Origin of the sequence: Promicromonospora iranensis (assembly GCF_028994805.1) — a bacterium.
GTDB classification, from domain to species: domain Bacteria; phylum Actinomycetota; class Actinomycetes; order Actinomycetales; family Cellulomonadaceae; genus Promicromonospora; species Promicromonospora iranensis.
The window spans coordinates 13014-35041 of the sequence record NZ_JAJQQP010000010.1; the positions used below are offsets into that span (position 1 = coordinate 13014).

Below are 22028 nucleotides of genomic sequence, written 5' to 3' on the forward strand. Positions count from 1 at the left end.
CTCAGCGGGCCCGCGTAGCGGAGGGCAAGATGCTCAGCCCGCAGCCCCATAAGAAGCCGTCCTGTCGCCCATGACCGTCTCGCCCCCGACCACCCCGGTGACGGTGACCGTCACCTCGCCGGCCGGGATCGACGCCTGGCGCGAGTTCATCGACACGTTCGCCGACGCTCCCGGCTGCACCGCGGTGAACGACCTCGAGCCATAGGCTGTCTCGACCTCCAGGTCGAGTGGGATCCCCGCACCGTTCGTCACCGCGACGGAGACGTACTGCTTCCCCGCCAGGGTGCGCGTCGTGGCGGACACCGACACCTGCCGGATCACCCTCCACTCGAGCTGACCAGCTGCGGCCTGGAGCACGCGCTGGGCCTCGTCGGCCTCGTCCTGCGTCGTCCGGTCAGCCGCGGCGATCCGCCTCGCCTCGTCGAGCGCGGCACGGAAGACGGCGAAGTCGATGGAGACGTACCGGTCCTCGCCGGCGAGCAGCGGTGCGGCGTCGTCGACGGCCGCGGTCAGGCCGGTGAGGTCGACCTCGGGGCCCTCCTGCGGTTCCGGGCCGAGCTCGAACCACTGCAGGTTCGCGACGTAGTTGAACTCCTGACCCGAGACGGCGTCCGCTCGCATGACCACGATCACTGTGTGCGTGCCCGAGACCGCCTCGTCGAGCTCCGCGGTCGTCTCCACGTAGTTGGCCCACCCGCCCGTCTTCGGCAGGTCGACGGTCCCGACCCTCGTCGCCTCGCTCACCTCGTCGAGGTAGAACTCGAGCCGGCGGTTGTCGCCCACGCGGTCGTCACGGGTGGATGCGCTCACCGTGACCTGGGTGAGGGGGTCCGGGCCGAGATCCCGACCGTCGTAGGTCAGCCGGCCACCGTCCCAGGTGCCGCCGACGTTGCCGGCGGGCGGCTCACCGCCCTCCTTCTTCAGGCCGTTGCCGTTGTCGGCGTCATAGGTCTCGGCCTCGATCCGCACCGGTGCGGCCGTCTCGGGGCCGTCCTCGGCCGTCTTCATGAACTGCGCCCAGTCGAGATTCGCGACCCACGAGTTCGGTTGGGACGGGTCGGGCGTACCGCCGAAGACGAGGTAGATCCGGTTCGACCCGTCGAGCGCCTCGCGGTCGTCGACCGTCGCCTCGGCGGTGACGTAGTCGTTCCACCCGTCGGTGGTCTCCAGATCGACACGGGCGGCGACCGGACCGTCCACGGCACCGACACGCACCTCGACAAACTCGTCCGTGGCGCTGTCTCCGGGATGGTTGGCGTGGCGCAGCGTGACCCGCTGAGGGAGCTTCCCTCCGAAGTCGATGCCGTCGTACGCGATCCAGGAACCCACCTGGACGCCGCCGATGTTGCCGTTCTCGGGGCTCAGCCTTCCGCCGGACGAGGCGTCGAACTCCTCCGCCTCGAGCACCCGGTAGGGCGTCCCCGCGATCTGCAGGGCGTCCGCCGTCCTCGTGAGCCGGTCGAGCGCCGCCCGCAGGTCGTCGTCCGAGGCCGACTCGTTCGCGAGAGTCTCCGTCGCGCCGTCACGGGCCTTCTCGAAGGCGGAGAAGGATGCCGCGGAGTACGCCCCACGGACGACGAGCTCGGCCTCGGCCAGCAGCTCGCCCAGCTTCTCGCGCCACCGCTGGTCCCGCTCGATCGTGACGGTCGCCAGGCCCGAGATCCCGTCGCCGCGGACGCCCGCCGCCGCCGTCCCGTCGAAGGCCGCGTCCGCGAAGTCCAGGCCGAAGGTCGCGCGCTGCGCGTCCCCGAGCGAACCGGTCAGCCGGAGCGTCGCGCTGTCCGCGTCGTCCAGGACCGCGGTCGCCGTCACGCTCTCGGGGAGGCCGGGAAGCGCCAGGGCGCCGTCTGCGACGAGATCCCGCCCCTTCGCCCCCGCGAAGCGTGCCCCACTCAGCGTGAGCGTCGCGGAGACGTCGACCGCACCGTCCGCTGCCGCCTTGAGCCGCGTCGGGTCCATGCTCAGCGTCGCGCCCTCGAAGTTCACCCGGAACGCGAGCTCGCGGGTGCCGGTCGAGGGTGCGCGCGAGAAGGCCTTGTCGGAGATCGTCACCGTGAGGTCGTCGATGCCGTCCAGCGCCCCGGACCGCTCCGCGGAACCCTCGAGCGACAGCCGCACGCGGCGGTCTGCCGTGCGCTCCGCCACGAAGGTCAGGCCCGCGGGCACGTTCTCGGCGGTGATGGCATCCGCGAGACTGTCACCGTCCGCTCCTGCGAACGTGCCGTTCGCGAGTCGCAGGTCGATGCTGTTGCCGATCGTTCCGTCACCGGCCCGCGCCTCGGTGAACGTCCGCGAGGACACCGAGACGGCGCTGATCGGGTCGTAGACCGAGCTCGGCAGCTCGTCGCTCAGCGACGGCGCCGCGACCGAGTCGGCTGCCCAGCCCGAGGGCTCCTCCCCCATCCGGAAGTCCAGCTCGCCACCGGCGGTGAGCTGGTCGTACGTCAGCCAGGTGCGGTCGAACGCCTCGCCGTTCAGGCTCGCCGACTGGATGTAGTAGGCGTCGGGCGACACCCCGTCCGCGGAGATGTCGAAGGTGCGGCCGGAGGGATAGCTGATCCGCACGTTCTCGAAGAACGGCGTGCCGATCTGGTACTCGTCGGATCCGGCGGCCACGGGGAACAGCCCCAGGGCGGCCGCGACGAAGGTGGACGACATCGTCCCGGTGTCGTTGTCCATCGTGGGCAGGAAGCCCTGCGGGTCGTTCTTGAACACCTTCGTCTTCACGGGCGGCGTGAACTCGCCGCCGCCCGACGGCACCTCGTGGGTACCGCCGGTCGCGATGTACCGGTTCCACGTCTCCTTCGTGTAGATGTTCCGCACCCAGTGCTGGGTCCGCGCAGGGGCTCCGACGTAGTTGAACAGGTACGGCGCCTGCAGGTCGATCTCGTTCGTGTTGGCGTGCAGCATGCGCTTGCCGTCCTCGGGCGCCTGCTCGCCGAACATGAAGCTGAGCGCCTCCCGCGTGGTCTCCTCGCCGCCCATCTTGTCGATGAGCCCGCCCATGTCGGCCGCGGCGTACCAGTGGTACTGCCACAGCGTGCCCTGGTAGAGGTTCGCAGCTTCGAACCGCTCGGGATCCGCGTCGACCCAGGCGCCGTTCGCGTCCTTGGGGAAGATCAGCCCGGTCCTGGTGCCGTCGGCCAGGGTGACGGCGTTCGGCTTGAACAGGTTCGTCCAGTTGGCGGCGCGCAGGCGGTAGTGCTGCGCCTCGTCCGTCTTCCCGAGCGCGTCGGCGATCGTCGCCATGGCCCAGTCGTCGTAGGAGGTGCCGAGCGTGTCGTCGACCTCGTTCGCGATGTAGCCGCGGCGTGCGTTCCCCTCGTCGGCGTAGCCGCCCTGCGACTGCGAGACGAGGGCGGGCCAGGCCTGGCCGAGACCGCGCAGCTGCGCGCCCTTGGCGACCGCGTCGGCGACGACGATCGCGGCGCGCTCGAAGCGCACGGTGGGCACGGAGTGGGTGACGTTCGACAGGGACCCCTTGCCGGTGCTCGCGAACGATCCGTAGAGGTCGACGACCGACTGGGCCATGTCGCGGAACACCTCCGGGTAGCCGATCGCGAGGATCTCGTACTTGCGGAAGTCGTCCCAGAATCCCCAGCCGTCATAGTGCGTGTAGCCGTCGGCCTGGTGCACCTCGCCGTCGAGGCCGCGGTACGTGCCGCTCGTGCTCGTCGCGTTCACCGGCGTCCCGAACATGCGGTACAGGTGCGTGTAGAACAGCGTCTGCAGCTCGCCGTCCGGGTCGCTCGTCCCGGATGCCGTCACGGCGAGCCGGCCGAGGATCTCGTTCCATGCGGCCCTCGTCTCCTGGCGCACCTGCTCGAAGGAGCGGTCCCCCATCTCGGCGGCCAGGTCGATCTTCGCCTGCTCGACGCTGATGGGCGAGATGGCCACCGTGAGCCCGACCTGCTGCCCCGCGTCCACCTCGAAGTCGAGGATCGCACCGATGTCGGTGCCGTCGCGCTGCGGTTGCCCGGAGAGGTCACCGGAGCCGCCCCAGGTGCGCACACCCGCCGCCGGTGCCGTCGTCTCCACGTAGTAGTGCATCCGGTAGTCGTAGCCGTTGAAGTGGCCGGTGAAGTCACCCGAGAGCGCGACGCGTCCGTCGTCCAGCGTCTCGTAGCCGAGCGTGGCGCCCCTGCGGCTCGTGAAGTTGTTGCGCAGGTCGACGACGAGGGAGGCGGTTCCCGCCTCCGGGAAGGTGAAGCGGTCCTGTCCCGTGCGCACGTCGGTGGTCGCCTCGGCGCGGATCGCGCCGGCGTCGGTCGCGAGGTCGACGGCGTAGTACCCCGGCTCGGCCTTTTCGTCCGCGTGGCTGTAGTCCTTCGCGTAGGTGCCGGTTCCCGGACGACTCGTGTACTTCTGGTACGTCGGCACGACGAGGAGGTCGCCGCCGGCACCCGAGCCGCCGACGCCGTTGAGGTTGGTGTGCGTGAAGCCCGAGATCTGGTCCTCGGCGTAGTCGTAGCCCGAGTGCGAGCGGCCCGGAGCCGTCATCGGGTTGATCTTGACGATCGAGGTCGGTGCCTCCGCGCCGACGAGGTCCTGGCCGAAGTCGTCCTCGGTCGAGACGAAGGGGTTGACGAGACCGGCGTAGTCGGTCGCGTCCGCCACCGCAGCGGCGGCGGACGGTGCGGTGCCCGCGGAGACGCTGGACAGGCCGGCTCCGATCAGCGCGACGGCCGCGACCGCGGCGGTCAGACGAAGAGAACGAGATGCGAGGGACATGACCAGTCTTTCTCCGGATCGGGTGGTGTCAGCTGTGGTGGGAGGGCGTGCGGGCGAGATCTGCCGCCGCGACCGAGGCACCGGCCTCGGCGAGCGCCTCCTCGCGTGCTCGCGCGACCAGCTCCGCGGTCCGTCGCTTCTCGCGACGACGGCGCCAGACGCTCCAGGTCGTCAGCAGCGCCGCCAGGACCAGGACGAGGAGCTGCGGCCAGGGCATGGCGAGAACTGTCGTCCGCGCGCTCGCGCGCTCGACGCCGGCGAACGAGAGCTCGTCGGAGATGGGCAGGGGCTGTGCCACCACGCTCACGTCGTAGGCGAGCAGTGGCCAGGCGTCCCGGAAGCGGACGGTCCCGTGCCGCGTCTCCCCCGGCGCGATCTCGACGATCTCGTCGCCGCGCAGGGTGCGGTCCCCGAGACCGAACGGGCCGGACAGGGAGATCTCAGGCCGCGCGTTCAAGCGGGTGTTTCCCGTGTTCTCGAGCTCGTACACGACGTCGACCGTGCCCGCCTCGAAGGGGTTCGGGTCGCCCGTGTAGGACGCCGATGCCGTGAGGCCGAGCGCTGGGGCGAGCTCGCCCAGCACGCGCGTCATCACGCGGAATCCCACCCGCGACTCGACCGCGACCTCGCCTCCGCCCGTCGAGTGCACGCTCGCGGCGACGCCGGCGGCGTGGTCGCCCGGTTCGGCGTCGTCAGGAACGGTCACCGTGAACGGCACGACCTCGGCCGCGCCGGCGGCGACGGTCACGCTCTCCGGCAGCTCGATCCACGTGCCTGCCGCGACCGACTCCTGGTCGGAGGGAAGCATGTTGAAGCGGCCCGTGTCGGTGAAGTATCCGTCGGCGGAGGTCAGCAGGAACTCCACCGCGTCGTCGCTGTGGTTGACGACGACCATGTGCTCGGTGCGCGACTGGCCCGGGTCCGCCGCCCACTCGACCCAGGCCCGGCCGTCCTCACCCTTCTCGTCGCCCGGGCGCACCGACCACGTCACGACGTCGTCCTGTGCGGCGCGGGCGGGCGCGGCGGCGGCGGGCGCGGCCGCCAGCGACGAGGCGGCGACGAGCGTCAGGACAGCGAGCGGGACGAGCGGGTTCTTCACGGGACGGGCTCCTGGGATCGGGGCAGGGCGACGAGAGCCGGGCGGGGAGCCGGAAGCGTGTCCGGCCTCCCCGCCCGACGCGAGGACGTCACTCGAAGAGCGACAGGGTGATCGTCGAGGAGTAGCTTCCGGCCGCCACGTCCGCGGGGACCGCGAGCTTCAGGTCAGCGACCGCGCTGAACCTGCCGCCTCCGGCGTTGGCCTCGGCCGACTCCGCGAGGTACAGCAGCTCCTGGTCGGCCAGACCCGGCGCCGACGGAGCCACGTCGCCGCCGACCTCGACGAAGGGCTCGCCCTCCCCCTCGCCCTCGACGAGCTGCGGCGACCAGCCGAGGTGGCTCGCCTCGATCGAGTTCTCGCCCTGCGCGTCGTGGAAGTCGCTCGCGGTGCCCATCACGTACCAGAAGGCGCCGGCCGGGATGTCTTCCGGCGCACGGGTGTCGGTCACCGTGACCTTCGGCAGCGTGCCCGTGAAGACGCGCTCCAGATCGGTCGACTCGCCCTCCGTGAGGGCGGTCGAGTCGCTCTCGACCGTCATCGCGAGGGATCCCGGGCCGGTGAGCGGCTCGATCTCGACGCCGACGTCGACGCTCTGGGTGTCCTTCTCGTCGTCGGCCATGGCCGCCGAGCCTGCCGACGCCAGCAGGGCGGCGCCGAAGGCGATCATGCTGCCGCGCAGCATGAGGGAGTTCTTGTTCACGTCGTTCTCTCCTCGTTCCAGGTTCTCTCGTGAGGCCGTACGGCGTCACGCAGTGATTCAGGCGTGCTGCCTCAGCCGGCGGCCGGGTAGGAAGCGGTCGTCGAGGTCGTCACCGTCTCGCCGCCGATCCGCCCCGTGGCGGTGACCGTCACGTCGCCGCCCGGGATCGCGGCCGCACGCGAGCTCATCGCCACGCTCGCCGACTTCCCGGGCTGCACCGCGGCGAACGACTTGGCTCCGTAGGCCGTCTCCACCACGACATCCACCGGGGCGTCCTCGTTGTTCGTCACGACCGTCGACACGTACTGCGTGCCCCCGAGCGTGCGCGTCGACACGTCCACCGACACGTCCAGCTCCGTCGTCGCGTCCGCCTTGGCGAGCACGACCTCGTCCACGACGCTGTTCACCGGGGCGGCGACGCCGTTGGCCTGGCTACGCAGGGTGCGCACCGTGAGCGTCTCGTCGGTGACCTCGATCGCCGAGTAGTTGCGCACCTTCTCCTGGTTGATCACCGAGGCGAACCACGCTTCGGGTGCGCGGGTGTCGTAGTACTTCGAGCCGCTGGACGAGTTCGCCGTGACGTACAGCGCCTCGCCGTCCTCGGCCTCGACGCGTTCCTGGCCGGCGACCTCGGTCGGGTCGGCGAGCTCGCCGTCCTTGATCAGGTAGCTGCGCGTGTAGTTGTGGTCGTGCCCCATCAGCACCATGTCGAAGCCCAGCTCCGAGATCTTCGCCGGCATGTTGGTGCGCCGGTCGATGATGTCGCCGTCGCTCGTGTGCGCCGCCACCGAGTAGATCGAGTGGTGGAAGGCGAGCACCTTCCACCTCGCCTTGTCGCCCTGCTCCGCGATGACCTTCTCCAGGAACGCGTTGTGGGAGTCGAAGTCGCGGCTGTTGGAGTTGATGTTGAGGAACAGCACGTCCTTGTAGAGGAACCAGTAGTCGCCGCCCGACGACGTGCCGTTGGACGCCCCGCCAGACTCCAGGTCCTCGTTCGGCACGTTGAAGTGCTGCTCGTACGCCTTCGACCCGACGTCGTGGTTGCCGTTGGTCACGACGAGCGGGACGCTGCGGACCTGCTCCGGCTTCAGGAAGGAGTCGTACTGGGCTTCGCTCGAGGCGGTGTCGACCTGGTCACCCGCCGAGAACAGCAGCTCGGCGTCCGGATAGGTCTGCGTCGCGACGTTCACCGTGTCGATCCAGCCGGCTTCGTCGCGCGCGAGGTTCCCGGAGGCGCCCACCTGGGGGTCACCGAAGAACAGGAAGGAGAAGTCGCCCGAGAAGTCCTGCGTGCGGAAGGTGTGGACGGCGGACCAGCCGGTCTCCTCGCTGCCGACGCGGTAGGCGTACTCGGTGTTCTCCTCGAGGCGGTCGAAGGTGGCGTCGCGGAAGAACTCGCCGCTCGTGGTGCCACCGCTCCTCGTCGCCTCGACCGTGCGGGCCGACGCGGGGAAGACGCCGTCGACGACGTCCGCGGCCTCCGCGAGCTGCGCGCCCTGCGGCACGTCGACGTTCGAGTACCAGGTGAGGTTGCGCTCGGCCTGGGTGGAGCCGACGTGGAGGGCGATGTCAGCGATCTCCGGTGCGGGGGCCGGGCCCGTCGGGGCCAGCGACGTCAGGTCGAGGTAGATGTCGCTGCTGGTCTCGCGGTCCTGGTAGAGCGCGACGGCGATGGTGTTGCCGCCAGACTTGAGCGCGTCCGCCGGGATCGTGAACGTGCTGGTCAGGGGGTTGCCGTTGCTCGCGCCTGCGTAGGTCAGGTTCTGGTTCGCGGCGTCGTCCACGCGGTCGTCCACGAACCCGGCGACCTTCTCACCGTTGACGTAGACGCGTGCGGCGTCGTCGTAGGTGATCTTCCCCTGGAGCGACTCGAGCTGCGCGAGCTGCCCGTCCGAGATCTCGAACTCGTTGCGGAGGTGGTAGGTCGGCACGGTGTTCGGCGAGCCGTCCAGCGTGTACTGCAGCAGCGTGTTCGCGACGAAGCCACCGCCGAGGTCTGCGGCGCCGCGCTTCGACCCGAAGGGCCCGACGGCCTCCTTCCACGCGGAGTCGTCGAAGTCGGCCGTCGTCCAGGACAGCGAGCCGTCACCGGACGGGTCCGTGCCGTCGTCGGAGTACTTCCAGGCGTCGGCAGTCGTGAGGAACGTCTCGGGCAGCGACTCGGGGCCGAACTCGAGGTAGTCGATGTTGCCGACGTAGTTCGGGTAGCTTCCGCTCTCGCCCGGCTTCGGGTCGACATGCATGACCACAATCACCGTGTGCTCGCCGGAGACCTCCGTCAGCAGGTCCGACGTCGTCTGGCCGTACGAGGCCCAGTCGCTGCCCGTCGGCTCCAGCGCGATGGTCGCGGCCTTGTTCTCGGCGCTCTTCTCGTCGAGGTAGACGTCGATCGACGGGTTCACGCCGCTGCGGCTCTCGTTGACGACGTAGCGCGCCGTGAGCGTGGACAGCGGAGTGCTGCCGAGGTCGACGTCGTCGAACCAGATCTCGGCGCCGTTGTAGGTGTTCTTCACGCGGGATCCGCCCGAGGCACCGGCATCCGGTTCGACGCCGGTGTTCATCACCCGGCCGTCGATCACGTCGCCGTTGTTGTTCCCCGTGTACGTCTCGGCCTCGATGCGGACCGGCGTCACGCCGACCTCCGCGGACGGCGCAGCGGAGGTCTCGTCGGCCGCCGTGGCGGGGAGGGAGGCGGCGAGTGCTCCCGCCACCAGCGAGGCGAGGACGAGGCCCGCGAGCCCACGCCGCCCGCTCCGGTGCTTGCGCGAGTCGCCGACCGGAGTCGGCGACGCTGTGGTCATCAGCAAGGGGTCACACGCCAATCTTGAGTTCCGTGCAGGGGTGAGAGCGCATCCATAGCGCCCGACCCGTCACCTTCCTCGCCCTGTATGACCCGATCGGGGCGATTCGATGAACAACAGGTGCCACACGGGGGAAGGATGACCGACGCGAGCGGGCGCGACGTCGGCGCACCCGGTTCGACACTCAGCCGAGGCGCAGGACGACGCCGGTGGTGCCGTCCTGGATGCTCGCCAACCCCGCTGCGAACGCATCCACGCCACGGGCCTCGGTGATGCTCGACTCGGCGAGCTCTCCGTCAGAGCCGGCTGCGGATCCGCGAGAGGTCGCACCGTCCCAGACCACGGCGGTGACGTTGCCGGTCGGCTCGGCCAGCTGCGCGCCGACGACGAGGAACTGCTGGTCGAGATACTGCGCGCTCTCGAACCCGAACACATCCACGACGCCGTCCCCCAGACCGACGATCAGGTCTGGCCGTGCGTCGAGAGCTCGACCAAGGGCCGCACCGACCGGATCCTCGTCCTTCTCGTCGACGGGAAGCTCCCGCAGGTCCGCGCCGTTCGCGGAGGCCACTTCCCTGGCGGCCGACAGCAAGACCGTGGTGGGCGCCGAGGTGTCGGGAACGATCGCAGCGATCCGGTACCCGTCCAGACCGGAGAGGGATGCGGGCGGCGTCGCCTCGATCGTGCGCCCCGGCTCAGGCGCGATCTCATAGGCGGCATCCGTCGGGGCAGGCACCGCGTCTTCCTCGCTCGCCGAACAGCCCGACAACAGCGCGCCCCAGCCCACGAGCATCGCAACGGCACCTCTGGTTCGCCCACGCATCACCGCGGCAGTGAACCCCAGCGCGATGATGCGCCGGTAGCCACCAGGTGTCCGCCCGGCGAATGCGCATGCTTCCAGGTGCGGCAACCCCACAAAAACGATGTCTCACCACAATTGGTTGACGACCGTGCTCTGATCCTGCAACATCTGTGAGAGCGCTCTCACAGATGTTGCTTGTCAGGAGCGGCGCGATGTGAAGTTTCGCAAGTCCTTCATCACCCTCGACGACGCGGGAACGAGATGAGCCAAGCACCCCATGGTGGGCGGCTCCGAGAGGACAACGATGTTCCATCCTTCTTCCAGCCCAGATTCGACGGCCAATCCCCAACCAGCGGTGCGACCGCACGGCGATCACCGGCTCGGGTCCCGACGCCGACGCCGGGAATGGCGTTCACACATGGCTGTTCTCACGGCAGTCGTGGTCGCACTCTCCACGGCCAGTGCCGCCCCGGCCGTGGCGGCCGAACCGACGCCCGTTGGTGCCGGGAGCTACACGACCGATCAGGTCGGCCCCGCACCCGAGGGGTGCGCCCCGCTCGCCACCGACGCTCGCGCGTTCATCACCGACTCGGCGCCGGAAGGGGCTGTGCCGACGAACGACTGGTGGTCCTCGTTGAGCTTCAAGAAGTTCGACTGCTCGATGAGCGAGCCCTTGCACGCGCACCCCGTGTCGTACAAGCCGTCGCCCGAGGGCCTCGGGCTCTCGTACACCCAGCAGCCCACCCTCTACGGAACGCCCGGTGGGATCGGGGAGTTTCACTACCCGTACAGCGAGGACCTCGTCGTCGGGGTAGCGGGTCTGAACGCATCCGTCGCCGAGGTCGCCGACTGGAGCGACTGGACGGTCACCCCCTCCTGGAGCGACGGAGCACGCTCCATGACGGCGACGATCGGGCACGGGCTTCCCGTCACGTGGTTCGAGATGACCGGCGGCGATGCGCGCCTCACCGGTGCGTCGGACCTTCGTGTGTGGCTCCGCGACGGCGCCCGGATCGGATTCAGCACCGGCGGCGCCGACTACGTCGCGTTCGCGCCGACCGGATCGTCCTGGTCAACCTCTGGCAGCGTGCTGAGCAGCAACCTCTCCGGCAAGGGCTACCTCTCTGTCGCCGTACTTCCGACAACACCGGACGACGACGACGCGGCGCGGACCGCCCAGGCGGACTCGTACACCCCGTACGCCTATGTCGAGGTGACCGGAACCCGCGCCGACTACGAATACGACGAGGCGACGAGCATCGTGCGTACGACCTACTCCTTCGAGACCGAGGCGCACGAGGGCACCAACGCGGGCACGATCGCGGCGCTCTACCCGCATCAGGACGTGTACCTCGAGGGATCTGCCGGCGACGGGCCGGGCGGCGGCGCGGCCTCCGATCGCGACTACGAGTCCGCACGCGGCACGATGAACACGCTCATCGGAGCGACGTCGTTCACGACAGAGACTCCGTTCACCGGTGTCCTGCCGGAGGTCCCCGCGGTCGCGACCGCAGAGGGCGAGGCGAACGCGCGGCTCGACGCCCTGCTCGACGCCGAGGCGGACGACCCGATGAGCATCGACGCCACCGACACCTACTGGACCGGAAAGGCGCTCGGCCGCGCGGTGCGGATCGCGGAGATCGCCGATCAGCTCGACCGCACGAGCGTGCGCGATACGGCGCTCGAACAGATCGAGGCCACGCTCACGGACTGGTTCACCGCGAGCCCCGGCGAGACGGAGCAGCTGTTCGCGTACAACGAGAACTGGGGCACCCTGGTGGGCTTCCCCGCCGGATACGGCTCGGACAAAGAGCTGAACGACCACCACTTCCACTACGGCTACTTCATCGTGGCAGCCGCCACGCTGGCGCGGTTCGATCCGGAATGGGCCACCGACCAGGAGTTCGGCGGCATGGTCGACGAGCTGATCGCGGATGCCAACAACTTCGATCGCACCGACCTGCGCTACCCGTATCTCCGTGACTTCGACATCTACGCAGGCCACGACTGGGCGGCAGGCCACGGCGCGTTCGTCAACGGCAACAACCAGGAGTCGAGCTCGGAGGGCCAGAACTTCGCGAACGGCCTCATCCAGTGGGGTGTCGCCACCGGCGACGACGCCACGCGCGATGCCGGGATCTACCTCTACGCCACGCAGACGGCGGCGATCCAGCAGTACTGGTTCGACGGGTCCGGCGCGATGCCCGATGCTTTCGGCCATTCCACCGTGGGCATGATCTGGGGCAGCGGCGGGGCGTACGCGACCTGGTTCAGCGGTGAGGCCGAGATGATCCAGGGCATCAACACGCTCCCGATCACCGGTGGTCACCTCTACCTGGGCCTCAGACCCGATGACGTCGTCGCCAACTACGACGAGATGGTCGCGGCGAACAACGGCGGTCCGACGGTCTGGCAGGACATCCTGTGGTCGTATCTCGCGCTCGGGAACGGTCAGCGAGCGCTCGCCGCACTCGATGCCGACCGCGAGTACCCGGTGGAGGAGGGAGAGAGCCGCGCGCACACGTATCACTGGATCGCCAACCTTGCCGGGCTGGGCACGGTCGACCCGGCGGTGACGGCCGACTCCCCGGTGGCAGCCGTCTTCACCAAGAACGGGGCGCGCACCTACGTGGCCTCGAACATCACGCAGTCGCCCCTCACGGTCGGGTTCTCGGACGGGACCTCGCTCACGGTGCCGGTGGGGAAGACCGTCACCTCGGGTGCTCACACGTGGAGCGGGGGCGGCGCCGCGAGCGGCACCGACCCGACGGACCCGACCGACCCGACGGACCCGACGGACCCGACGGATCCGACAGATCCGCCTGTCCGTGCCGCGACGACGTTCTACCTGACCGCAGACGGCGCCCTGGCCACCGAGCCCGGCTCTGCTACCACGGCCGTGCTGGGCGCGCGTTCAGGACCGGATGCGGTCGGTGATCCGAGCACCGGGCTCACCGCCACGCTGGAGCACGTCACGGGCGAGTTCGGCGGTCTGCGCACCGCGTTCGATCTCGGCGTGGACGCAGAAGCGAATGTCGGCAACGGCACGCGACTGCGCGTCTCCTACGATCTCAGCGGCGACGGCTCCTTCGACCGGGTGGAGTCGTACAGATACTTCGCCACGGACCCGGTCCCGGGCTTCGAGCGCTACACCTCTGTGAACCAGGCGCTGGAAAGCTCCGAAGGCACCCTCGGCGACCTCAGGGACGGCACGATCCAGGTCGAGATCTGGAACGTGGTCGGCAACGCGCCCTCGCTCGTGAACCTCGAGGACTCCGTGCTGGAGGTGCCGTTCGGGCCGTTGACGGTGAGCTGACGAGCACCAAGGAACACGATGGCCCCGGTCGGTAGCGACCGGGGCCATCGGATGCGACCGAGTCGGGCCCCAGCGCCCTGACACCGTCCGGCCCCGTGCCCTCGCCGTCGAGCTCAGCCCGGGCGTGGCCGGGGAGTTCTCCCCATCCTCCGCGGACACCACCTGTGTGACACTCCTGAGAGCCAGGCCGCGGTCAGCGTCCGGGCCCGGACCGTCGGAGGCAGACGATGAAGAAGTTGCTCAGCAGGCTCGCAGCCGTCGCAGGTGTGGTCGCGCTGGCGACCACCGCGACCGTCGTCGCGCCGCAGGAGAAGGTGCCGACCCTCGCGACGGCGTCCGCCATCACGTGCCAGAGCGGCGGCGACGAGTGGGCATCGCCGACCTACACGAACAACTTCACGGGGCGGATCGACGGCGACCACTACCTGGCGAGCTACGTGCCGCAGTCGGTGACGACGTGGCACGACTGGAACGGCGGCACGGCGGACGTGTTCCTCGTCGCGATGTACCACAAGGACGGCGGGAACAGCCTCGTCTACGCGATGACGCCAGGTGGGAACGTGGTCGGCGGGTTCAAGATCAAGGAGACCCACGCCGGCGGCATCACGATCCGCGGCAAGTACATCTACGTCACGGACGAGGACAACACGAAGGTCCGCCGCTACGCGAAGTCGTCCGTCCGGAGCGCGGTGGCGCAGCGCAGGACCAGCGCCGGTCGCATGCCGTACGTGTCCTACTACGGCACGCTCCAGAATCTGGGCTACGCCGCGAGCTTCATGTACGCGTACGACGGCAAGCTGTACGCCGGGAAGTTCAGCTCGTCCTCCCGCGACTGGATGTACCGGTACGACTTCGGCACGGACGGCCGCCTCTCGCGGGACACCGGCTGGGCGCGGCGTCAGGTGCCGCTCAAGACACAGGGCCTCGTGGTGCTGAACAACCGCTACCTCTTCTCGACGTCGTGGGGCCGGGGCAACCGCTCGAACGTCTACGTGACCGGCCGGGACTACACGACGAACTTCGAGACGCAGGCACGGTCCCGGTGCTTCCAGGCGCCGCCGATGTCCGAGGGCATGGCGGTCTACCAGGGGAAGGTCTACCTGCTGTTCGAGAGCGGAGCCTCGAAGTACGACGGCAGCACGTGGCGCACGAAGAAGGTGCACGTCGCATCCGTCTCGAGGCTGGCCGCGCTGGTGTGAGAGAGCGCACTGCGGTCAGGCCGCGCGGGATACCGGCGTACAGTCGAGGGAGGAACTGACCTCGGTTCCCCAACGGATGGGAATCCAGATCTCCGACGCCAAGCAACCTCCCGCTGCTCTCCCGACCGCTTCCTCCAGCACCTCCTCGTCGAGCGGCGAGCTGCTCACGCTCGGCCTGCTGGCAGGCTCCTCGATGGAGAACGAGCGGCGACTGGCGATACATCCCCATCACCTGGACCGGATCGACCCGGACATGCGTGCGCGGATGATCGTCGAGCGTGGCTACGGCGCTGACTTCCAGCTGGAACCCGGTTATCTCGAGGCGCGCGTGGGCAGGGTCGCGGAACGCGCCGAGGTGCTCGAGTCCGCCGACGTGCTGCTCCTGCCCAAGCCGCAGGCGGCGGACGTCGCATCGATCCCGCCGGGCCGCGTGCTGTGGGGATGGCCGCACTGCGTGCAGGACGCCGAGATGACGCAGACCGCGATCGACAGCCGGCTCACGCTGATCGCCTTCGAGGCGATGAACCACTGGACGCCTCGCGGTGACTTCAGCCTGCACGTGTTCCACAAGAACAACGAGCTGGCCGGCTACTGCTCCGTGCTGCACGCACTGAGCCTGGTCGGTTCGACCGGCGACTACGGGCCACGGCTCAGCGCGGTCGTCATCGGGTTCGGGGCCACGGCACGAGGGGCCGTCACCGCGCTCAAGGCGCACGGGATCCACGACATCCAGGTCCTCACGCAGCGTGGCGTCGCGGCGGTCGGCTCTCCGATCCACACCGCACACATCACCCAGCTCAACACCGGTGACGGCCCGGCCCACCTCAGCGAGGTCCACACCCAGGCCGGTGACGTGCTGCTCCCCGAGTTCCTCGCCTCGCACGACATCGTCGTCAACTGCACGCTCCAGGACGTCGCCGCGCCGCTCACCTACCTGCGGACCGAGGACCTGGAGCAGTTCACCTCGGGCGGGCTGATCGTCGACGTCTCGTGCGACGAAGGCATGGGTTTCGAGTGGGCGAGGCCCACCACGTTCGACGAGCCGATGTTCAAGGTCGGCCGGGGCGTGGACTACTACGCCGTCGACCACACCCCGTCGTACCTGTGGAACTCGGCGACATGGGAGATCAGCGAAGCGCTCCTGCCGTTCCTGCGCACCGTCATGGAAGGCCCGACCGCGTGGGCGGACGACTTCACCGTCTCCCGCGCGATCGAGATCCACGACGGCGTGATCCAGAACCCCAGCATCCTGAGCTTCCAGGGCCGCGAACCGGCCTATCCGCACCCTCAGGGACTGACCGGCGTCGTCGCGTAGGCGTTGAGCTGCCGGTTCCGTTCCTCGATCGCCTCGGTCGTCGGCGGCACCAGCAGCTCCCCGCCCGGTGCGGCGGTCGCCTGGGCGTGCGTGACGTACGGGCGCTGCCGCTCCTCGTACTCGGCGAGGGCGGCGTCAAGGTCGGCGGGGCGGGCGTCGAGGGTCTCCGCGAGGATCGACGCCCCCGTCAGGGCGAGCGACGTGCCACGCCCGGACAGACCGGAGGGCCCCGAGGCGGCGTCACCGAGCAGGACCACCCGGCCCCTGTGCCAGGCATCCATGTGGATCTGCGCCACGGTGTCGAAGTACAGGTCCGGGTCCCGGACCAGAGCGTCGACGAGCTCGGGCACGCGCCACTCGTCGTGGCCGGCGAACGCGTCGGCGAGGATGCGTCGGGCGGAGTCGGGGTCACGGTAGTCATGGTCGAGCGGCTCGGAGCGGAAGGTGGCCACGGCGATCACCTTGTCGTGATACCGAGCCAGCCCGATCAGGTGGCCGGGGTAGTTGTAGAACGAGTTCTCCCGGCTCGTGGACTCCTCCCGACCGGGCATCCGCCCGAACGCCACGTAGTATCCCAGCGGACGCAGGTACTCGCTCTCCGGGCCGAAGATCAGGCGCCGGGTCCCGGAGTGGATGCCGTCCGCTCCCACGACAAGGTCGAACCGGCCCGTGGCCCCGGACGCGAAGGTGGCGTCCACGCCCGTGCCGTCGTCGGCCAGGGCGGTGACGTGCTCGTCGAAGACCAGGCGCACGCCGTCCGGCAGCGCGTCCTGGAGGATGCGGGTCAGGTCCTCGCGGGCGATCTCGATGTCGTCGGCCGAGTCGCCGACCATCTCCTGCGGCACCGTGGCGAGCACGGCTCCGTCGGGCCCGACGAAGTGGACGGTCTCGGTCATCGTGAGGCGGGCGTCCCGCACCGCGTCCAGGATGCCCATCCGGCCCGCGGCGCCGACGGCGTCGCCGCGCAGGTCGATCGGCGCTCCCCCGGTCCGCAGCCGGGCGGCACGCTCCACGATCGTGACGTCGTGGCCCGAGCCCCCGAGGGTGATGCCCGCGGACAGGCCCGCGAGCCCGGCACCGGTGATGAGGATCCGCATGTTGATCTCCTTCAAGATACACGTTGTCTCTTAAGTGCTCTGGTACCGTAGCACGCAGAGGAGACACCTTGACTCTTAATGTGGAACGACGGCGCCGCGGCGCCGAGCTGGAGACCGCGCTGCTCGACGCGGCGTGGGCCGAGCTGGCCGAGCGCGGGTACGACGACCTGACCTACGACGGCGTCGCCCAGCGCGCCCGGACGGGCCGCGCCGTGCTCTACCGCCGCTGGCCCGCCAAGGCGGAGCTCGTGCATGCCGCGGTGCTGCACGTGATGGGTGGCGAGCCGGCCGACCCTCCGGACACCGGCAGCCTCCGCGGCGACGTGATCGCCGCCCTCCAGCAGACCAACAGCACCAGGATCGTCATGGCCGTGCAGCTGCTGACCCGACTGGGCGACTACTACCGCGCGACCGGCGTCTCGCTGGGCGACCTCATCGAGGCGGCCACCGGCGGGAAGAACCCGATCATGCAGGTCATTGCCGAACGAGCCGCCGCACGGGGCGAGCTCGACCCCGAGACGATCACCGAACGGGTACTGCGCGTCCCGGTGGACCTGTTCCGGATGGAGTTCCTCCTCACCTACGCACCGGTACCCGACTCCGTCATCCTGGAAATCGTCGACGACGTCTTTCTGCCCCTGGTCAACGCAGGGCGTGCTCCGACTGGATCACACGGCTCGTCCTGACCCGCCATCGCCTCTCGGTCTCAGCGCAAGTCCTGACGCCCCCGAAAGGCGTGCATCGAACGACGGCTCGGCCCTTCCGGCCGAGTGGGCGGCACCGGCCTTCACCCTGTGATCGTTTCTGTTCTTTTAAGGCCGACTCTTGACCACATGGTGTTCGAATGGAACCCTTACGGCGACGCTGACCTGTGCAAACGATCAGCATCGAAGCCCTCCGTGAGTTCAGAGACGAACACGCGCAATGATGCGCGAGATGGGTTGCACCGTGACGACACTCCGTCCAACCTCCCCACACACCCGACGGCCCTGGGCGCGCCTGACCGCCCTGCTGGCCGTCCTGACCCTCCTGCCGTTCACCGCCGTCGCGGGCAGCGCCCCCGCCGCTGCGGCCACCGACCAGTTCCGCGGCATGAACTGGGCAGTCCCCGGCGACAACTTCTCGACGAGCCCGCTGGTGCTCGACGGGCTCTCGTCGTCGGACAGCTACGACACCGTGCGGGCCAAGGCCAACGCACTGTACGGCGACATGGAGTCGACGCTCGGCGTCAACACCGTCCGCCTGCCCGTCAACACCCACACGGTCGGCACGGCCTGGTGGGGCGCCTACCGCGGCACGATCGACGCAGCCACGGCCCGCGGGTGGAAGGTCATCCTCGCGTACTGGGAGGACGGCGCCGCCTCCGGCGGCAGGATCACGAACACCTCCGCCTGGAACTCCATGTGGAACACGGTCCTGTCCCAGTACGCCTCGAACAGCCTCGTCTACTTCGAGCCGATGAACGAGCCGCACGGCTACTCCTCGACCGCATGGCGGGACACGGCCGCCGCCTGGCTCAGCACGCACAGCAACGCTCCCGACGGTCGGGTCCTGATCGGCGGCACCGGCTACAGCCAGGACCTGCGCGATGTCTGCAACGACTCACGCTTCAACAGCACCCTGCTCTCGTTCCACACGTACACCTTCATGTACAGCGCGATGACCTACGACGCCTGGAGGTCGCACATCACGACCCGCCTGGGCAACTGCGCGTCGCGCGCCGTCGTGACCGAGTTCGGCTCCGCGATGAACAACGGCCTGAACTACAACGACAGCGGCAGTGCCGACAACATGGTCCGGTACCTGCGGGCCGTCGCCCAGGTCATGCGCGACAACTCCATGGGTGGCGTGTACTGGCCGGCCGCCGGCGGCAAGCAGGGCAACATCGGCTACGACTGGTACTCCATCTACGTCAAGAGCGGCAGCGGAACAGCGCTCGACCTGACGATCCGCAACTACTCGGGCGCCAACCAGTACCGGTATGCCATGGGGGACAACGTGAACCCCAGCGGCGGCACCGGCTCCGGGTCCCGTGCGGGCACGATCGCCGCCAAGCACTCCGGCAAGTGCATGGACGTCGTCTCCGCATCGATGTCGAACGCGGCCGAGGTGACCCAGTACACCTGCGGCACCGGGACGAACCAGCGCATCGCGCTGAACGACCTCGGCAACGGCTACTACCACCTCGTCGCGCAGCACTCCGGCAAGTGCATCGAGGTCAACGGCGGGTCCACGGCCGACGGCGCGAACATCACGCAGTACACCTGCAACGCGGGCAGCAACCAGCAGTGGCAGCGCGTCAGCGTGGGCAGCGACCATCAGTTCAAGAACAGGAACTCGGGCAAGTGCATCGACGTCCCGAGCGCATCCACTGCCAACAGCGCCCGCCTGAAGCAGGACACCTGCAACACCAGCAGCACCAACCAGGTCTGGACGATCAGAAGCTCGTGATCGCGGCCTGACACCTACGCGGCGGGCGAGGTCTTAGCCTCGCCCGCCGCCGCCGCCGCCGAGCACCTGGGCATCGCGACCGGATCGCGCCGTTGACAGCCACCCGGCGCTGCCTCCCGCTCCACCCGGCAGTTCGCCCGAACCGGGCATGTGCCATAGGTTCTGACTATGGCTGAGCCGGGCAACGAGGAACGGGCGAAGGAGCCGCGCACCGTCCCCACCATCAGCGACGTCGCGCGGCACGCCGGCGTCAGCCCGATGACCGTCTCGCGCGTGCTCTCGGGCGGCCAGCACGTCAGCGCCACGATGCGCCGCAAGGTGGAGACCTCCGTGCGCGCCCTGGGCTACCGCCGCAACGAGAACGCCCGGAGCCTGCGGCCCGGCCACCGCAGCGGGCTGGTCGGCGTGGTCGTGACCAACCTCGCGAACCCGTACTACGCCGAGGTGCTCGAGGGGATCGGCGAGATCCTGAGCGAGGCGAACCGGCGCGTCGTCTTCGGCACCTCGCACGAGGACCCCGAGGAGGAGGCGCGGCTCATCGCGGACTTCGTCGGCCGGCAGACGGAAGGGCTCATCGTGGTGCCCGCCGGCGGCCCGTCCGAACACCTGCGGCCCGAGCAGCGGCACGGTGTGCCCCTGGTCTTCGCCTCACGCCGGCAGGACGGCGTGGACGTCGACGCCGTCATCGTGGACGACGTGCGCGGCGCGGAGCGGGTCACCGCCCTGCTGCTGGAGGAAGGACACCGGCGCATCGCGTTCGTCGGCAACGCGGTCTCCGTCTTCACCGGGCAGCGACGGTACGAGGGGTTCGAGCGGGCGCACGCCGCGGCGGGTGTCCCTGTGCTGCCCGAGCTGGTCCGGCGCGGCCAGCAGGACATCCACTCCGCCGAGACCGCCGCCCGCGAGCTGCTCGCCCTCGACGAGCCGCCCACGGCGATCTTCGGCGCCAACAACCGGAACATGGTCGGTGCCATCAAGGCTCTGCACGCCGCCTCCGCCGCGCGCGGGACCGACCTGTTCGCCCGGGTGCGGCTCGCGAGCTTCGACACCTTCGACCTGGAGGAGCTCGTGCCGGGCGACCTCTCCGTGGTCACGCACGACGCGCGCGAGCTGGGCCGCACGGCAGCGGAGCTGCTGCTCGTGCGGCTGCAGGGCAAGCGCCCCGACCGGCCGACCCGGACGATCGAGCTGCCGACGTCGATCCGTACCCGCCGTCGGTCGGAGGAGCGCCTGCCCGGCACCGAGCCCGCTCAGGAACCGGCTCAGGCGGCGTCGCCGTAGTCCTGCTTGCGCCAGGCGAGCAGCGCGAACACCTGGATCGCGCCGGACTGGTGCAGGGTCTGGGGCTGTGCGTCCGGGTCGGGCGCTCCCCCGCCGCCGGACTGGAACCGGAACAGGCCCGAGGCCTCGTCCCGGTTCTGCGCCCAGATGCGTTCGGCGTACCGGCTCATGCCGTCGACGACGCCGGAACCGCGAGCGCCGGCGATCGACTCGAACAGCAGCAGGTTCGCGAAGAGGATGGCGTTGAACACCACGGGCTGGTCGTAGAGCCGGTCGCCGTGCAGCCAGTGGTCGACGGCGCCGGCCGCGTCCGTCGTCGCCTGGTCGAGGTAGTGCTGCTCGCCCGTGGCGCGGTGGAGCAGGGCTGCCGCGCCGACCATCGATCCGGAGTTGTAGGTCCAGAGCGTCTCCTCGACGGTGCCGTCCAGCAGGATGCCGTTGGCGTAGAGGCCGTCCGCGCGGCTGAGGGCGACGCGGACCCACTCGTAGGTGCGCCGGGCCCAGTCGAGGTACTGGGTCTCGCCGGTCTCCTCGTAGAGGTGGACGGCCAGCTCGGAGGCGAGGCTGGTCACGTTGGCCGCGCCCCGGTAGGGGTTCCAGTCGGCCTCGACCCAGTGCATGCCGCCCGGGTGCTCGACGTCGGGGTCGGTGTCCCAGGCGCGGGGCAGGAAGTCGAAGACCCGTCGGGCCCGGCGCAGCAGCTCGGGTTCGCCGGTCATGCGGTAGCGGCGCACGAGCTCGAGGCCGATCACGGCGTTGTCGTCGAAGAACGGGTCCCCACCGCCGCCGAGCGGGGCGGGCGGGTAGGACGCGTACGCGCCCCGGTCCGCTTCCCAGTACCGCTCGAGGCCGGCGAAACGGTCGGCGACGTCGGCGGCGAAGCGGCGCCCGGACCCGGGGAGCCGGTCGACGTTCACGGTGGCCGCCGTGGCCTCGCGCAGCGGCCAGACGAAGCAGTACTGGTTCTCCCCCGGCTCGGGGTCCAGGCCTTCGTTGTACAGGCCGGTGTCCGGGGGTACAGGTGCCGCTGGAGGGCCGCGTAGCCGTCGAGCGCACGACGGCGCCAGTGGTCGGCGGCCGGGTTCGCCGTCGCCGGCGTGGCCAGCAGCGGGGCTGCGAGCACGGCCAGCCCGGCACCGCCGAGCCCGGCGGTGAACGCGCGGCGGGACAGGGGCAGGGTCGCGGGTACGGGCAGGGGGAAGGGCAGTCGGGGTTCAGGCACAGCGCACTCCTTCG

General features: G+C 69.7%; 14 protein-coding genes and 2 pseudogenes. 6 read left to right on the plus strand and 10 right to left on the minus strand.

Translation table 11 applies throughout. The annotated features are described in order from the left end of the window. Positions 1 to 33 precede the first annotated feature (33 nt). From LUM46_RS26710 to LUM46_RS17350, 7 genes and pseudogenes are all read right to left on the minus strand, one after another. A complete protein-coding gene (locus tag LUM46_RS26710; RefSeq protein ID WP_374727001.1) occupies positions 34 to 2403 on the minus strand; it encodes a carbohydrate-binding protein in 2370 nt (789 codons plus the stop codon). 3 nt (positions 2404 to 2406) lie between these two features. After that, positions 2407 to 3897, minus strand: a pseudogene (locus tag LUM46_RS26715) (glycoside hydrolase domain-containing protein); the annotation flags it as partial. Beyond that, positions 3898 to 4731 (minus strand): annotated as a pseudogene (locus LUM46_RS26720) (hypothetical protein); the annotation flags it as partial. It lies immediately after the preceding pseudogene. Positions 4732 to 4759: 28 nt separating this feature from the next. Continuing rightward, entirely contained in the window at positions 4760 to 5830 is a 1071-nt protein-coding gene (locus LUM46_RS17335) for a hypothetical protein (protein ID WP_274995497.1), read from the minus strand. An 88-nt stretch (positions 5831 to 5918) separates the two neighbouring features. Beyond that, complete coding sequence (locus LUM46_RS17340; RefSeq protein ID WP_274995498.1) at positions 5919 to 6530, minus strand: WxL domain-containing protein; 612 nt, start codon at positions 6528 to 6530, stop codon at positions 5919 to 5921. 71 nt (positions 6531 to 6601) lie between these two features. Further along, positions 6602 to 9331: a fibronectin type III domain-containing protein gene (locus LUM46_RS17345; RefSeq protein ID WP_274995499.1), complete on the minus strand. Its 2730-nt coding sequence runs from the start codon at positions 9329 to 9331 to the stop codon at positions 6602 to 6604. Positions 9332 to 9515: 184 nt separating this feature from the next. Beyond that, positions 9516 to 10124, minus strand: coding sequence for a type 1 periplasmic-binding domain-containing protein (locus tag LUM46_RS17350; RefSeq protein ID WP_274995500.1), 609 nt, complete (start codon positions 10122 to 10124; stop codon positions 9516 to 9518). Positions 10125 to 10551: 427 nt separating this feature from the next. On the opposite strand from LUM46_RS17350, the gene LUM46_RS17355 reads away from it, so the two are divergent. The 3 genes from LUM46_RS17355 (at position 10552) to LUM46_RS17365 (ending at position 15963) form a co-directional block, all read left to right on the plus strand. Next, the gene (locus tag LUM46_RS17355) at positions 10552 to 13449 is read left to right on the plus strand and encodes a glycosyl hydrolase (RefSeq protein ID WP_274995502.1); all 2898 of its coding nucleotides are present in this window, start codon (positions 10552 to 10554) and stop codon (positions 13447 to 13449) included. 227 nt (positions 13450 to 13676) lie between these two features. Next, positions 13677 to 14648 (plus strand): hypothetical protein, encoded by a 972-nt coding sequence (locus LUM46_RS17360; RefSeq protein WP_274995504.1) that lies wholly within the window; start codon positions 13677 to 13679, stop codon positions 14646 to 14648. A 193-nt stretch (positions 14649 to 14841) separates the two neighbouring features. Next, complete coding sequence (locus LUM46_RS17365; RefSeq protein WP_274995863.1) at positions 14842 to 15963, plus strand: N(5)-(carboxyethyl)ornithine synthase; 1122 nt, start codon at positions 14842 to 14844, stop codon at positions 15961 to 15963. Here the strand turns inward: LUM46_RS17365 and LUM46_RS17370 are convergent. After that, positions 15936 to 17060 carry an FAD-dependent monooxygenase gene (locus LUM46_RS17370; RefSeq protein ID WP_274995505.1) on the minus strand — a complete coding sequence of 375 codons (1125 nt, stop codon included), beginning with the start codon at positions 17058 to 17060 and terminating at the stop codon, positions 15936 to 15938. The two genes, LUM46_RS17365 and LUM46_RS17370, sit on opposite strands and share 28 nt — an antisense overlap. A gap of 68 nt (positions 17061 to 17128) precedes the next feature. Between LUM46_RS17370 and LUM46_RS17375 the strand changes: the two genes are divergently transcribed. The 3 genes from LUM46_RS17375 to LUM46_RS17385 all read left to right on the plus strand — a co-directional run bounded on the left by LUM46_RS17375 (position 17129) and on the right by LUM46_RS17385 (position 20792). Next, positions 17129 to 17746 (plus strand): TetR/AcrR family transcriptional regulator, encoded by a 618-nt coding sequence (locus LUM46_RS17375; RefSeq protein WP_274995506.1) that lies wholly within the window; start codon positions 17129 to 17131, stop codon positions 17744 to 17746. A gap of 262 nt (positions 17747 to 18008) precedes the next feature. Then, positions 18009 to 19511: a ricin-type beta-trefoil lectin domain protein gene (locus LUM46_RS17380; RefSeq protein WP_274995507.1), complete on the plus strand. Its 1503-nt coding sequence runs from the start codon at positions 18009 to 18011 to the stop codon at positions 19509 to 19511. A 168-nt stretch (positions 19512 to 19679) separates the two neighbouring features. Continuing rightward, complete coding sequence (locus LUM46_RS17385; protein ID WP_274995508.1) at positions 19680 to 20792, plus strand: LacI family DNA-binding transcriptional regulator; 1113 nt, start codon at positions 19680 to 19682, stop codon at positions 20790 to 20792. On the opposite strand, the gene LUM46_RS17390 is transcribed toward LUM46_RS17385, so the two are convergent. Together LUM46_RS17390 and LUM46_RS17395 are read right to left on the minus strand one after the other, a co-directional pair. Next, positions 20774 to 21709, minus strand: coding sequence for a glycoside hydrolase family 76 protein (locus LUM46_RS17390; protein ID WP_274995509.1), 936 nt, complete (start codon positions 21707 to 21709; stop codon positions 20774 to 20776). The two genes, LUM46_RS17385 and LUM46_RS17390, sit on opposite strands and share 19 nt — an antisense overlap. Beyond that, positions 21706 to 22014, minus strand: coding sequence for a hypothetical protein (locus LUM46_RS17395; protein WP_274995510.1), 309 nt, complete (start codon positions 22012 to 22014; stop codon positions 21706 to 21708). The genes LUM46_RS17390 and LUM46_RS17395 overlap by 4 nt, the downstream gene beginning before the upstream one ends. Positions 22015 to 22028: the final 14 nt, after the last annotated feature.

Excerpts from the sequence above, each read along its gene's own strand:
- LUM46_RS26710 (WP_374727001.1), bottom strand. The coding sequence starts at position 2,403 with ATGGGGGAGGAGCCCTCGGGCTGGGCAGCCGACTCGGTCGCGGCGCCG.
- LUM46_RS17345 (WP_274995499.1), bottom strand. The coding sequence starts at position 9,331 with ATGACCACAGCGTCGCCGACTCCGGTCGGCGACTCGCGCAAGCACCGG.
- LUM46_RS17350 (WP_274995500.1), bottom strand. The coding sequence starts at position 10,124 with ATGCTCGTGGGCTGGGGCGCGCTGTTGTCGGGCTGTTCGGCGAGCGAG.
- LUM46_RS17355 (WP_274995502.1), top strand. The coding sequence starts at position 10,552 with ATGGCTGTTCTCACGGCAGTCGTGGTCGCACTCTCCACGGCCAGTGCC.
- LUM46_RS17360 (WP_274995504.1), top strand. The coding sequence starts at position 13,677 with ATGAAGAAGTTGCTCAGCAGGCTCGCAGCCGTCGCAGGTGTGGTCGCG.
- LUM46_RS17365 (WP_274995863.1), top strand. The coding sequence starts at position 14,842 with ATGGAGAACGAGCGGCGACTGGCGATACATCCCCATCACCTGGACCGG.
- LUM46_RS17370 (WP_274995505.1), bottom strand. The coding sequence starts at position 17,060 with ATGCGGATCCTCATCACCGGTGCCGGGCTCGCGGGCCTGTCCGCGGGC.
- LUM46_RS17385 (WP_274995508.1), top strand. The coding sequence starts at position 19,680 with ATGGCTGAGCCGGGCAACGAGGAACGGGCGAAGGAGCCGCGCACCGTC.